An 11,967-nucleotide genomic window follows, 5' to 3' on the forward strand; every position below is an offset into this window, starting at 1 on the left:
GGTCCCGAAACTGCTTGTCCGGACCCGGGGCGTCCGGAGCGTGCAGTGCGGCGGCATTTCAGTTAACATTGACTAACTGATACGTCGCGGTCCGCCTGCGCTTTCGGGGGCCACATCAAGGAGGATGCATGGATGTCAGAGGCAGTGCAGCACTGATCACCGGGGGTGCATCGGGCCTGGGGGCTGCCACGGCCCGGGCGCTGTTCCAGGCCGGAGCGTCGGTGGTGCTGGTGGACCTCCCGTCCTCGGCCGGCGCGGAGCTGGCACAGGAACTGAACGCATCGGTGGAAACGCACGCCTCCGGCCAGTCCGCAGTCTTCGCCCCCGCTGACGTGACCAGCGAGGTTGAGGTGCGCGCCGCCGTCGCCACCGCCTCCGGGCTGGGGCCGCTGCGGATCGTGGTGAACTGCGCGGGCATCGCCACCCCCGGCAAGGTTTTGGGCCGCGACGGAGTGCTGCCGCTCGAAGCGTTCAGCCGGGTGGTCCAGGTGAACCTCATCGGGACGTTCAATGTGCTGCGCCTGGCCGCCGAGGCGATGGTGGCCACGGAGCCGGCCAGCACCGAGCTGGGTGGTCCCGAGCGGGGCGTCATCATCAACACCGCCTCGGTGGCCGCCTTCGAAGGGCAGATCGGGCAACCCGCCTATGCCGCCTCCAAGGGTGCGGTAGCGGCCATGACGCTGCCCATCGCCCGCGAACTGGCGCGCTCGCTGGTCCGGGTGGTCACCATCGCGCCCGGCATCTTCGAAACGCCCATGATGGCAGGCCTGCCGCAGGAAGCCCAGGACTCCCTCGGAGCGCAGGTACCGCACCCGTCCAGGCTGGGCAGGCCCGGCGAGTACGCCAACCTGGTGCTGCACATCGTGGACAACGCCATGCTGAACGGCGAGACCATCCGCCTTGACGGCGCCATCCGGATGGGGCCCAAATGAGCGCCGCCGGGCGTGCGGCGGCTGCAGGACTGCCGGATGCAGACTTCTTCGCCGTCGAATCCCTGCTCAGCCAGGCGGAACGGAACAAGCTCGCCGAGCTCCGGGACTTCCTCGCCGCCGAGATTGCCCCGTACGCCGGGGACTGGTGGAACAATGCCGAGTTCCCCGCGCACATCCTGCCCAAGCTCGCCGCCCTGGAGCTGAGCACCCCCTCCCAGCGCGGCTACAGCCACCTGTTCGCCGGGCTGGTCATCGCCGAAATGACCCGGGTGGACACCTCGATCGCCACGTTCTTCCTGGTCCACCATGACCTGTTCGTCCAGTCCCTGCACGCCTTCGGATCCACAGGCCAGAAGGAACGGCTCCTCGCCGACGCCTCGGACCTCCGCATCACCGGAGCATTCGCGCTCACTGAGCCCCTGCACGGCTCCGACGTTGCCGGCGGCATGGAAACCACGGCACGGCGGATCTCCTCCACCACAGGGGAGGACGACGACGGCGGCGACGCCTGGGTGCTCAACGGCGCCAAGCGGTGGATCGGCAACGGAACGTTCTGCGACTACATGCTCGTGTGGGCTCGCGACGAAACGGCCGGGCCGGACAGCACGTCCGGGCCGGTGCGGGGGTTCATCGTGGACGCCACCCTGCCGGGCATCACCCGCAGCCGGATCGAGAACAAGATCGCGCTGCGCACGGTGCAGAACGCGGACATCGTCTTCAATGACGTCAAGGTGGCCGAGGCCGACCGGTTCACGCCGGTCAGCAGCTTTGACGACACCAAGGAGCTCCTGCGCAGTTCACGGATCATGGTGGCCTGGCAGGCCGTGGGGCAGCAGCTGGCGGCCTTCGACGTTGCCCGGCAGTACGCCGTGGAGCGCCGGCAGTTCGGCCGGCCGCTGGCCCACTTCCAGCTGATCCAGCAGCAGCTGGTGACCATGCTGGGCAACGCCGTGGCCAGCATGGGGATGCTGGTCCAGCTGGCCAGGCTGCAGGAGGAAGGCTCGGCGGACATGGCCCAGGTAGCGCTGGCCAAGTCCTACGCCAGCGCCAGGATGCGCGAAACCGTGGCGCTGGGCCGCTCCATCCTGGGCGGAAACGGCATCGTCACCGATTACCGGATGGCCAAGATCTTCGCCGACGCCGAGGCCATCTACACCTATGAAGGGTCCTACGAGATCAATACCCTCATTGTGGGGCGGGCCATTACCGGGATCTCGGCGATAGCCTGAACCCGGCCCCGGGCGGGTGCCGAGGCCGGGTTCAGGTGGTTGAGCCTGGCGGAACGCTACGCCGGGTAAGGCGCCTTCTCGCCCGCCTCCACCCGGACGTCCAGGCTGTTGTTCCGGACCGGCATGGGGCAGGTGCCGTAGGGCGTGAAGGCGCTGGGGTAGTTGATGGCCCGGTTGAAGTCGAGGACCACGGAGCCGTCCGGGCGGGGACGCGGAAGCGAGACTTTCCGCCAGTCATCTGTCGTGTCGCCGTTCGTCTCGTCATGGAACGTGACCGTCAATGCCCCGAGCTTCTCTTCCTCGGCCTGCAGCCGGAACTCGTGGGGACTGCCGGGAAGCCGGAACACCACCTCGCCTGCGGTCCGGTGGACACCGTCCACCAAAGGGTTGGCGGTGCTGATCGGGACATCAACCGGTGCTGGGTACGGCTCAAAGCGGGCCGTCACTTCCCACTCCGGGGTGTAGGGATAGGTGGGCACGCCGTCGAATTCGGTGAACACCGGCGACTCAGCGTCCCGGGTGCGGATCGCATACCGCCCTCCGCGCATGGCCAGTTCCACCACCGTCCGGTCGCCCGCGGGGCCGCCGAACTGCACCCACATCAGCGATTCCTCATCAGCGAGGACCGCTGTGATGGTGCCGCCCACCGTTTCGCCCGTCTCCACGAGCGTGAGCCCGTCCGACGGCACCGCGGTGAGTACCGCCGTCGTGCGTTCCCGTGTGCCCGTGCCTTCCGCGGACCCGTTAACCTGCGTGGACCACAAACCGGGAACGAGCTCGACGGCGGCAGGGGAGTCCTCCAGCCACTGGAAGGAGGTGAGCGTGAGCCAGCCGTGCCCGGCGGCAAGCGCGTTGTCCCGGTTGGCGCGGAAACGCTGCCAGCGCTCGAGTTTGGCGGCTGGCGCGGTTGTCCCTGCGGGTGTGGTGGTGGTCATGATTCCTTCCAATCTCGTCTGCCCGCTACAACCGGCACCTGCCCCGGTTCATTCCGGGGCGTCCGCGGCGGATCCCGCCCCTTGCGGCGCCGGCCAGCGAAGGTACGCTCGTGACGCAAGAGGCAAAATTCGGCGAGCAGGAGAAATCATGAAGATCGCAGTCTTTGGAACCGGTACCGTGGGCCGGACGCTGGCCGCGGCGTTCAGCTCCCTGGGGCATGAAGTGGTGATGGGAACCAGGGATCCTGCGGAGACAGCCCGCCGCACGGAGCCTGGACCCATGGGCGGGCAGCCATTCAACGAGTGGCACGCGGCGCACCAACGCATCCGGCTGGAGACGTTCGCGGCAGCCGCGGAAGAAGGCGACATGGTGGTCAATGCCACCAACGGTGCCGCATCGCTTGCGGCCCTTGCTGCCGCCGGGGGCGCCAATCTGGCCGGGAAGGTCCTGCTGGACGTGTCCAACCCGCTCGACTTCTCGCAGGGAATGCCGCCCGTCCTGAACCCCGTCAACACCGAAAGCCTGGGGGAGCGGATCCAGCGGTCCTTCCCTGACGCGAGGGTGGTCAAGACCCTCAACACCATGAACGCAGGACTGATGGTTGACCCGGGACGGTTGGCGGACGGTGACCATTCCGTGTTCGTCTCAGGCGACGACAGCCAGGCAAAGGCCCACGTCACAGGGCTGCTGCAGGCGCTGGGCCACCGGGACGTCATCGACCTTGGCGATATCACGTCCGCCCGCGGGGCGGAGATGGTGCTTCCCCTGTGGCTGCGCCTCTTCGGGGTCCTGGGCACCCCGGATTTCAACTTCAAGGTGGTGCGGGGCGGGTGACACAGTCTGAGACACATTCTGCCTTCGCCGTGCCAAAGGGGTAGCATCTTCTGCTAGTAACGTGGCTCACAGTATCCAGCGCAGTGTACGAGCCAAGTCCGAAACCCTCGAAAGATTGCTTCCATGGCTCACACTGCAGCACACCCCGAATCCGATCTTGCCTCCGAACTCAGGGCGGACGTCCGCCGGGTCTCCACCCTGCTGGGCGAATCCCTGGTCCGCCAGCACGGGCCCGAGCTCCTTGACCTCGTAGAGCAGGTCCGCCTCCTCACCAAGGAATCCAAGGAGGCTGCCCGCGGCGGTGCCGACGCCACCGGCCCGTGGAGCGCGCACGACGTCGTCGCCCAGGTCCGCGAACTCCTGGGCTCCCTGCCGATTGAGCAGGCAACAGACCTGGTGCGGGCCTTCGCGTTCTATTTCCACCTGGCCAACGCCGCCGAACAGGTTCACCGCGTCCGTGGCCTGCGCACCCGGGCCGAGAAGGATGGCTGGCTGGCCAAGACGGTAGCCGAGATCGCCGGCCAGGCCGGACCCGAGGTGCTGCAGGAAGTGGTCAACGGACTGGACGTCCGCCCCATCTTCACGGCCCACCCCACCGAGGCCTCCCGCCGCTCGGTGCTGGACAAGATCCGCAAGCTTTCCGACGTCCTGGCCCAGCCCACCATCGAGGGCACCACCGCGCGGCGCCGCCAGGACCGGCAGCTGGCCGAAATCATCGACCAGATGTGGCAGACCGACGAACTCCGCCAGGTCCGGCCCACGCCGGTGGACGAGGCCCGGAACGCCATCTACTACCTGGGCGGCATCCTCACCGACGCCATGCCGGCCATGCTGTCCGAGCTGTCCGAACTCCTCGGCGAACACGGCGTCACCCTGGCCGCGCAGGACGCACCGGTGAAGTTCGGCTCCTGGATCGGCGGTGACCGCGACGGCAATCCCAACGTGACGGCAGCGGTCACCCGCGAGATCCTCCAGATCCAGAACCAGAACGCCATCCGCATCAGCATCGGCATGATCGACGAACTGATCTCCATCCTCTCCAACTCCACGGCGCTCGCCGGCGCGGACCAGGTGCTGCTGGACTCCATCGACGCCGACCTGAAGAAGCTCCCCGGCCTGGACAAGCGCGTCCTGGAACTGAACGCCCAGGAGCCCTACAGGCTGAAGCTGACCTGCATCAAGGCCAAGCTGATCAACACCGGCAAGCGCGTCGCAGCGAACTCGAACCACGAGCACGGCCGCGATTACAGCAGCACGGACGAACTCCTGGCGGACCTCGACCTGCTGGAGCTGTCGCTCCGCAACCACTCGGCGTCGCTGGCTGCCGACGGTGCCCTCGCCAGGGTCCGCCGCGCCATCGCGTCCTTCGGCCTGCACCTGGCCACCCTCGACATCCGCGAGCATGCTGACCACCACCACGACGCCGTCGGGCAGCTCATGGACCGCATCGGCGGCCCCGGGCTGCACTACGCCGAACTGAGCCGCAAGGAACGCTTCGAGGTACTGGGTTCCGAGCTCGCCTCCCGCCGCCCGCTGTCCGGCCACCCGATCAAGCTCGACGGCGCCGCTGATGGCACGTACGACGTCTTCCGCGAGATCCGCCGGGCCCTGCGCATGTACGGCCCGGACGTGATCGAGACCTACATCATCTCCATGACCCGCGGCGCGGACGACGTCCTGGCCGCCGCCGTGATCGCCCGTGAGGCCGGCCTGGTCAACCTCTTCGGCGAGAAGCCCTACGCCAAGCTGGGGTTCGCGCCGCTGCTGGAAACCGTGGAGGAACTCCGCGCGTCCGCCGAAATCATCGACCAGCTCCTCTCCGACCCCTCCTACCGCGAACTGGTGCGGCTGCGCGGGGACGTCCAGGAAGTCATGCTGGGCTACTCGGACTCCAACAAGGAGTCCGGTGTGATGACCAGCCAGTGGGAAATCCACAAGACCCAGCGCAAGCTGCGTGACATCGCCGCGAAGCACGGCGTCCGCGTGCGCCTGTTCCACGGCCGCGGTGGATCCGTGGGCCGCGGAGGCGGACCCACCTACGATGCCATCCTCGCCCAGCCCAACGGCGTCCTGGAAGGCGAAATCAAGTTCACCGAGCAGGGTGAGGTTATCTCTGACAAGTACTCGCTGCCTGAGCTTGCCCGTGAAAACCTGGAGCTCTCGCTGGCCGCCGTGCTCCAAGGCTCGGCCCTGCACCGCGACCCCCGGACCTCCGACGACCAGCGCGAACGCTACGCGCACGTCATGGAAACCATCTCCGACGCCGCCTTCGAGCGGTACCGCAGCCTGATCGACCATCCGGACCTGCCGGCGTACTTCATGGCCTCCACCCCGGTGGAGCAGCTCGGGTCGCTGAATATCGGCTCCCGCCCGTCCAAACGCCCGGACTCGGGTGCGGGCCTTGGCGGGTTGCGCGCCATCCCGTGGGTGTTCGGCTGGACCCAGTCCCGGCAGATCGTCCCCGGCTGGTTCGGCGTCGGGTCAGGTCTCAAGGCCGCCCGCGAAGCCGGCAACTCGGAGCAGCTGGTGGAGATGATCGGGCACTGGCACTTCTTCCGATCCGTGATCTCCAACGTGGAGATGACGCTCGCCAAGACTGACCTGGATATCGCCGGCTACTACGTGGACACCCTGGTCCCCAAGGAGCTGCACCACATCTTCCGTGCCATCCGTGAAGAATACGAACTCACGGTGGCAGAGGTGCAGAACCTCACCGGCGAGCACGTGCTCCTGGACGCCCAGCCCACGCTCAAGCGCTCCCTCGAGGTCCGCGACCAGTACCTGGACCCCATCAGCTACCTCCAGGTGGAACTGCTCCGCCGTGTCCGCGCGGAAGCCGGCGAGGGCATGAGCAACGGCGAGATCGACGAACGCCTCCAGCGGGCCATGCTCATCACGGTCAACGGTGTGGCAGCCGGCCTCCGCAACACCGGCTAACCCCCCCAGTTGCGCTGTCACTTAGGGTCAAAACCACTTCTTGGGGACCCTAAGTGACAGCGCATCGGGTTTGGATAAGGTTGAAGGCATGCCTTCGTTCCAGACCCGCCTGAAGATCACCGGGCTCCGGCCGGGCAACGCCCCCGAATCCGTGATGGACGCCGCCGTCGAGGCACTGGGAACCCGCCACCACGTCGAGTCGCACCAGCTTCAGATCGCCGGCGGGGTGCCGCTGCTCAACCTGCGCTTCCTGGTGGAGGCCACCGAATACACCGGCGAGAACCGGCAGGCGGTGGAGTCGGCAGCCATGATGCGCGACGCCGTCGAACGCGTTGCGCTGACAGGTTCCCTGAGCGTGCTGCGGCGCAGCCGGGGCAAGTGGCTGCCCGTCTGAACCAGCCGGGGTAGGTCTCGGCCGGGGTCCAGTACAGCCCCGGTTCAGCCCAGCGGGCCGGGCTCATCCACGGGGGAGCGGTTGCCGCGGCGGCGGGTCACGACGATTCCGACGACGGCGCCCACTACCAGGCCGAGCGCCACGCCGATGAGGGAACTCGCCCAGAATGGCAGCTTCGTTGCCGAGCCCGTGAAGTAGCCGAGCCCCACCAGCCAGCAGGCCCACAGCACCGCCCCGAGGCCCGCGCACAGGCTGAAGCCCCGGACCGAAACATTGGCAATGCCGGCGGCGGCGGAGGTGGCAAGCCGGCCGCCCGGAATGAACCTGGCACCGATGATGGCCCCGTAGGTGGAGGATCGGCCGGCCTTCGCGAGGGCGACGTGGATGCCCTGATGCACCCGACGGCCCCATTTCCAGCGGTCCAGCACATGGCTCAGGCGGCGGCGGAACAACTGGAACACCACGATGTCGCCTGTCCACGATGCAATCGCGGCGAGGGCAAGCACCAGGAAGATGTTCGCCCTGCCGTCAGCGGACAGCGCACCACCGGTGATGACCACCATTTCGGACGGGATGGGCGGAAAGATGGCGTCGCCAAGGACCACGGGGATGATCCAGAAATAGATCGCCTCCCCCCAGCTGTCAGAGCTGCCGAAGTCCATTGCCACAAGGTACCTCACTTTTGCGGCCGGGCTGCCGGGGTCAGGCCGCAGGATTCCCGAAGTTTTCCGGCACCGTCCGCGAGCGGAGGCGGACCGTTTCGCTGAGCTCGAGGCTGCTGCGGTATTCCACCGGGCTGCCCGAGATCGGATCGACGAACCGGACGCCGCGGGCCAGCAGCTGCAGGGGTTTGGCGTAGTCGTCGGGGGCCTTGTCCAGCAACTCGGGGTAGAAGGCGTCGTTGACGATCCCGAGTCCCAGTGAGGCCATGTGGACGCGCAATTGGTGGGTCTTGCCCGTGTGCGGCTCCAGGCGGTACCGGGCGAGGCGGGCGGGACTGGCAGGCGCCGCGGCCCTGCTGCCGCCGGCATCCGGGGAGGCGCCGCCGTCGAGCATTTCCAGCTGCTCAATCCGCGTCTCCGCGTTCGGCTCGCCCTCCACCACCTCGGCCAGCAGGTAGCTGCGGGACTTGGTCATCCGGTTGCGGACCACCACGGGGAAGTCGACGGCGGGATGTCCCGGCGCGGGGTCAGCGGCCGAAACGCACTCGTACTCCTTCTGCACCTGGCGCTTTTCGAACAGCACCTGGTACTTGCCGCGCGTCTGCGGGTTGGTGGAGAACAGCAGGACGCCGGCGGTCATGCGGTCCAGCCGGTGCATGGGGATGAGGTCCGGCAGGTCCAGCTGGTTCCGCAGCCGTACCAGGGCCGATTCCTGGATGTAGGTGCCGCCGGGGGTGGTGGGGAGGAAGTGTGGCTTGTCGACCACCAGCAGGTGTTCGTCCTGGTGCAGGATGCTGAGGTCCACGGGGATCCGGGTTTCCGGGGGAAGCGTGCGGTAGTACCAGATGAAGGTGTGGTCTTCGAGCCTGGTGTTCCGGCTCAGGGGCACACCGCCCTCGCCCACGATCTCGCCGGCGTCGAACCTGTCCTCGATGCCCTGCGGATCGATGTGGCCCCAGCGGTGCATCATGTAGTCCATGGCGGTACCCCACGGGCCCTCTTCAGGGAGGCGAAGGCGGGTGGCGTTCACGCCGTCGCGTACGGGAAGGGGGGATTGCATCACCGGTCCATTCTACCGGCGTGCCTTGCGCGTGCCGCGTGTGCTGCCGACAATAAAAAAGTTCTTGACAGGAAAAGTTGTCGGTTGGCACACTTAACCCATGTTGGACATTGCAGTGATCGAGGACCCCGCGGCAGCCGAAGCCTCTCTGGACCCCATCCGCTCCACCATCCTCCGCGAGTTGGCGGAGCCCGCCTCCGCCACGCAGCTGGCGGTACGGGTGGGCCTGCCGCGGCAGAAGGTGAACTACCATCTCAAATCGCTGGAGCGGCACGGCCTGGTGGAACTGGTGGAGGAGCGGCGCAAGGGCAACGTCACCGAGCGCGTCCTCCAGGCCACGGCGGCTTCCTACCTGATCTCACCCACGGCCCTGGCTTCCGTGTCGCCTGATCCGCAGCGCTTTGCCGACAGGTTCTCGGCGTTCTGGCTTCTGGCGCTCGCGGGCCGGATGGTCCAGGAGGTGGGGAAGCTGATCGCGGGAGCTGCTACGGCCCGGCAAAAGCTCGCAACCTTCGCCATCGACGGCGAGATCACCTTCCGCACAGCCGCGGAGCGTGCCGCCTTCGCTGAAGAGCTGGGCGTCGCCGTCACACAGCTGGTGGATCAGTACCACGACGCCGGTGCCTCCTCCCGCGGGCGGCGGCACCGACTGGTGGTGGCTCTGCATCCCGTTCTCAAACTATCCCCCGAAACCTCGCACGAGCCCGCAACCAAGGAGCAAGGCCATGACTGACAACCGCAACTTCGAAATCGTCTACGACACTGAACTTCCAGGTACGCCGGAGCGGGTCTGGGAGGCTGTCACCGCAGGGACTCCCGGATGGATGTTCCCCACGGACCAGTGGCCCGCCGTGAAAACCGTGGAGGATTACCCCGCCCACCTCGTTTCCCGGATGGACGGTCCGGACGGCTGGTTCAACCAGCTGGAGCACGTCCTGGAGCCGCTGGACGGCGGCCGGGCGCGCCTGCACTACGTCCACAGCGGGATCTTCGCGGACAACTGGGATGAGCAGTACGACGGCGCCAGCCGCCACACCGAGTTCTACCTGCACACCCTGGGCCAGTACCTCCAGCACTTCGACGGCAAACCCGTGGTGTTCACGGACATCCAAGGGCCCGCCGGCTCCCAGGTGCCGGACGGCTTTGCACGGCTCCGCCGGGCGCTGGGCGTTGAGTCGGCCGTGCAGGGCAGCCCGGTGGAGGTAGAGCTCGACGGCGTGGGCCGGCTTGCGGGCGAGGTGGACTTCTCCAACGGGCACTTCCTCGGCCTGCGCACGGAGAACGCCCTCTACCGGTTCTTCGGCCGCAACGCGTGGGGCGCCCCCGTGGGCATGACCGTGCATGATTTCAGCGGTGCCGGCGATTCGGAAACCACTGCCAAGGCCTGGAGCGGATTCCTGGAGCGGGTCTACGCCTAGCCTGGCTGGGCCGTTGTTCCGCCGCTACGGCGATTCGGCACCATTCCCGCGATGTCGGCGGGCTTCAGGCGATGGCGACGGCGGGGGCCTGGGTCAGCGAGCGCCGCAGCTGGGGTGCGGCGTCGAGCCTGTCCTGGGCGGCCCGCAGGGCCAGCACGGCGGCTTCGAGTTTGTTGGGCGGGAGAGTGAAGGGGAGCCGAAGGTACCGCTCAAAGGCACCGCCGATCCCAAACCGCGGCCCGGCGGCCAGCCTGATCCCGTGGTCCGGGGCGATCACGGTCAGGGCCGTACTGACGGGGGCGGGCAGCCTGCACCATACTGACAGGCCGCCGGAAGGGGACGCTGTTTGCCAGGCCGGCAGATGCTCCCGCAGTAGTTCCAGCAGCGCAGCGCGGTTGCCACGGAGGGTGTCCAGCAGGGCCGGCAGCGGCTCGTCCAGGGCCCGCACCAGGTGGGCGGCGGCCAGCTGTTCCATGACCGGCCCGCCCAGGTCCAGGACGCTCCGGGCGGCAGTAAACCGCTGGATCATCGGCTCGGAGGCGCGGATCCAGCCCGTACGCAGGCCGCCCCAGTGGGACTTGCTGAGCGACCCCACGGAAACCACCGCACTGCTGAAGCCGGCCAGGGGAGTGGACTGGACGCCGTCGAGGTTCAACTCCCGCAGTGTCTCGTCGGCGATCAGTATGGTTCCCGCTGCGGCAGCAGCCGCTACCAGCCGGCGGCGCTGCGCATCGGGCATCATCATGCCCGTCGGGTTGTGGAAGTCGGGAACGAGGTAGGCGATCTTGGGACGCTGCTGCGCCAGCGCTGTTTCCAGCGCCGGCAGGTCCCATCCGGACTCCGCGAAACCGACCGGCACGGGGCGGCAGCGGGCGGCACGGATGGCGTCCAGCGCGTTGGGGTAGCTGGGGTGTTCCACCAGGACCTTGTCCTGGCGGTCTGCCAGCGTGCGGATAATGATGGTCAGCGCGTGCTGCGCCCCGGATGTGACCATGATCTGCCCGGTGCCGGTGGGAACGCCGGCCGCCGCATACCTGTCGGCAATGGCCTGGCGAAGCGGGAGGAGCCCCACGGCGTCGTACCCGAATCCCGGCAGCAGCGCCGGCAGTTCCGTCATCGCTGCCGCGAAGGCCCGGTGCACCACCTCGCCGCTGGCCGGCAGCGCTGAATAGGCCAGGTCGATCAGCCCTTCGGGCGCGGCCAGGCCGGGCGCCGTCAGAGCGGGAGTGGCCGAAGTTTGTGGGCTGTAGAGCGCCGGGCCGAAGGCCGTCCGCTCCGGGATGCGCGTCCTGCCACGGCTACCCTGTCCGCTGCTGAGGAACCCCTGCTCACGCAGCGTCGAGTAGGCCGCGGTAACAGTGGTGCGGCTGACGCCCAGCGCGGTGCACAGGGCGCGCTCGCTGGGGAGCGCTGTGTCGAGCGGTACGCGGCCGTCCAGGATCAGGAGCAGGAGTACGTCGGCCAATTCCCTGTAGGCGGGGGCGCCGCCGTGGTGCCAGGTGCCGAGCATGCGGCCGAGTGCTGCTGCGCCAATGGAGGGAGCCATGTAGCCAGTATCTCAAACT

11 protein-coding genes are annotated in these 11,967 nt (G+C 67.8%); 7 read left to right on the top strand and 4 right to left on the bottom strand.

The window, feature by feature from the left end; translation table 11 throughout:
• Positions 1-128 precede the first annotated feature (128 nt).
• Both ACP3TD_RS04305 and ACP3TD_RS04310 read left to right on the top strand, forming a co-directional pair.
• Entirely contained in the window at positions 129-932 is an 804-nt protein-coding gene (locus tag ACP3TD_RS04305) for an SDR family NAD(P)-dependent oxidoreductase (RefSeq protein ID WP_426765712.1), read from the top strand.
• Complete coding sequence (locus tag ACP3TD_RS04310; RefSeq protein WP_426765713.1) at positions 929-2,161, top strand: acyl-CoA dehydrogenase family protein; 1,233 nt, start codon at positions 929-931, stop codon at positions 2,159-2,161. The genes ACP3TD_RS04305 and ACP3TD_RS04310 overlap by 4 nt, the downstream gene beginning before the upstream one ends.
• A gap of 56 nt (positions 2,162-2,217) precedes the next feature.
• Here the strand turns inward: ACP3TD_RS04310 and ACP3TD_RS04315 are convergent, their stop codons facing one another.
• Positions 2,218-3,096, bottom strand: a complete 879-nt coding sequence (locus tag ACP3TD_RS04315) for a DUF1684 domain-containing protein (protein ID WP_426765714.1) — start codon at positions 3,094-3,096, stop codon at positions 2,218-2,220.
• Between the two features lie 148 nt (positions 3,097-3,244).
• On the opposite strand from ACP3TD_RS04315, the gene ACP3TD_RS04320 reads away from it, so the two are divergent.
• From ACP3TD_RS04320 to ACP3TD_RS04330, 3 genes are all read left to right on the top strand, one after another.
• Positions 3,245-3,931, top strand: coding sequence for an NADPH-dependent F420 reductase (locus ACP3TD_RS04320; protein WP_426765715.1), 687 nt, complete (start codon positions 3,245-3,247; stop codon positions 3,929-3,931).
• A 123-nt stretch (positions 3,932-4,054) separates the two neighbouring features.
• Positions 4,055-6,868 carry a phosphoenolpyruvate carboxylase gene (gene ppc, locus ACP3TD_RS04325; RefSeq protein ID WP_426765716.1) on the top strand — a complete coding sequence of 938 codons (2,814 nt, stop codon included), beginning with the start codon at positions 4,055-4,057 and terminating at the stop codon, positions 6,866-6,868.
• A gap of 88 nt (positions 6,869-6,956) precedes the next feature.
• The gene (locus ACP3TD_RS04330; RefSeq protein WP_426765717.1) at positions 6,957-7,262 is read left to right on the top strand and encodes a hypothetical protein; all 306 of its coding nucleotides are present in this window, start codon (positions 6,957-6,959) and stop codon (positions 7,260-7,262) included.
• Between the two features lie 44 nt (positions 7,263-7,306).
• Here the strand turns inward: ACP3TD_RS04330 and ACP3TD_RS04335 are convergent, their stop codons facing one another.
• Both ACP3TD_RS04335 and ACP3TD_RS04340 read right to left on the bottom strand, forming a co-directional pair.
• Positions 7,307-7,924 carry a DedA family protein gene (locus ACP3TD_RS04335; RefSeq protein WP_426765718.1) on the bottom strand — a complete coding sequence of 206 codons (618 nt, stop codon included), beginning with the start codon at positions 7,922-7,924 and terminating at the stop codon, positions 7,307-7,309.
• Between the two features lie 40 nt (positions 7,925-7,964).
• Positions 7,965-8,984 carry an RluA family pseudouridine synthase gene (locus ACP3TD_RS04340; protein ID WP_426767128.1) on the bottom strand — a complete coding sequence of 340 codons (1,020 nt, stop codon included), beginning with the start codon at positions 8,982-8,984 and terminating at the stop codon, positions 7,965-7,967.
• 100 nt (positions 8,985-9,084) lie between these two features.
• On the opposite strand from ACP3TD_RS04340, the gene ACP3TD_RS04345 reads away from it, so the two are divergent.
• Together ACP3TD_RS04345 and ACP3TD_RS04350 are read left to right on the top strand one after the other, a co-directional pair.
• Positions 9,085-9,717 carry an ArsR/SmtB family transcription factor gene (locus ACP3TD_RS04345; protein ID WP_426765719.1) on the top strand — a complete coding sequence of 211 codons (633 nt, stop codon included), beginning with the start codon at positions 9,085-9,087 and terminating at the stop codon, positions 9,715-9,717.
• Positions 9,710-10,402, top strand: a complete 693-nt coding sequence (locus tag ACP3TD_RS04350; protein ID WP_426765720.1) for an SRPBCC family protein — start codon at positions 9,710-9,712, stop codon at positions 10,400-10,402. Before ACP3TD_RS04345 ends, ACP3TD_RS04350 begins: the two co-directional genes overlap by 8 nt.
• Before the next feature lie 64 nt (positions 10,403-10,466).
• Here the strand turns inward: ACP3TD_RS04350 and ACP3TD_RS04355 are convergent, their stop codons facing one another.
• Positions 10,467-11,948, bottom strand: coding sequence for a PLP-dependent aminotransferase family protein (locus ACP3TD_RS04355; protein WP_426765721.1), 1,482 nt, complete (start codon positions 11,946-11,948; stop codon positions 10,467-10,469).
• Positions 11,949-11,967 lie beyond the last annotated feature (19 nt).

The sequence above is a fragment of the Pseudarthrobacter sp. 1G09 genome, assembly GCF_050038305.1.
GTDB classification, from domain to species: domain Bacteria; phylum Actinomycetota; class Actinomycetes; order Actinomycetales; family Micrococcaceae; genus Arthrobacter; species Arthrobacter equi.

What these genes read in the sequence shown, in the direction of transcription:
- ACP3TD_RS04305 (WP_426765712.1), top strand. Translation starts at nt 129, where the DNA reads ATGGATGTCAGAGGCAGTGCAGCACTGATCACCGGGGGTGCATCGGGC.
- ACP3TD_RS04310 (WP_426765713.1), top strand. Translation starts at nt 929, where the DNA reads ATGAGCGCCGCCGGGCGTGCGGCGGCTGCAGGACTGCCGGATGCAGAC.
- ACP3TD_RS04315 (WP_426765714.1), bottom strand. Translation starts at nt 3,096, where the DNA reads ATGACCACCACCACACCCGCAGGGACAACCGCGCCAGCCGCCAAACTC.
- ACP3TD_RS04320 (WP_426765715.1), top strand. Translation starts at nt 3,245, where the DNA reads ATGAAGATCGCAGTCTTTGGAACCGGTACCGTGGGCCGGACGCTGGCC.
- ppc (WP_426765716.1), top strand. Translation starts at nt 4,055, where the DNA reads ATGGCTCACACTGCAGCACACCCCGAATCCGATCTTGCCTCCGAACTC.
- ACP3TD_RS04330 (WP_426765717.1), top strand. Translation starts at nt 6,957, where the DNA reads ATGCCTTCGTTCCAGACCCGCCTGAAGATCACCGGGCTCCGGCCGGGC.
- ACP3TD_RS04335 (WP_426765718.1), bottom strand. Translation starts at nt 7,924, where the DNA reads ATGGACTTCGGCAGCTCTGACAGCTGGGGGGAGGCGATCTATTTCTGG.
- ACP3TD_RS04340 (WP_426767128.1), bottom strand. Translation starts at nt 8,984, where the DNA reads ATGCAATCCCCCCTTCCCGTACGCGACGGCGTGAACGCCACCCGCCTT.
- ACP3TD_RS04345 (WP_426765719.1), top strand. Translation starts at nt 9,085, where the DNA reads ATGTTGGACATTGCAGTGATCGAGGACCCCGCGGCAGCCGAAGCCTCT.
- ACP3TD_RS04350 (WP_426765720.1), top strand. Translation starts at nt 9,710, where the DNA reads ATGACTGACAACCGCAACTTCGAAATCGTCTACGACACTGAACTTCCA.
- ACP3TD_RS04355 (WP_426765721.1), bottom strand. Translation starts at nt 11,948, where the DNA reads ATGGCTCCCTCCATTGGCGCAGCAGCACTCGGCCGCATGCTCGGCACC.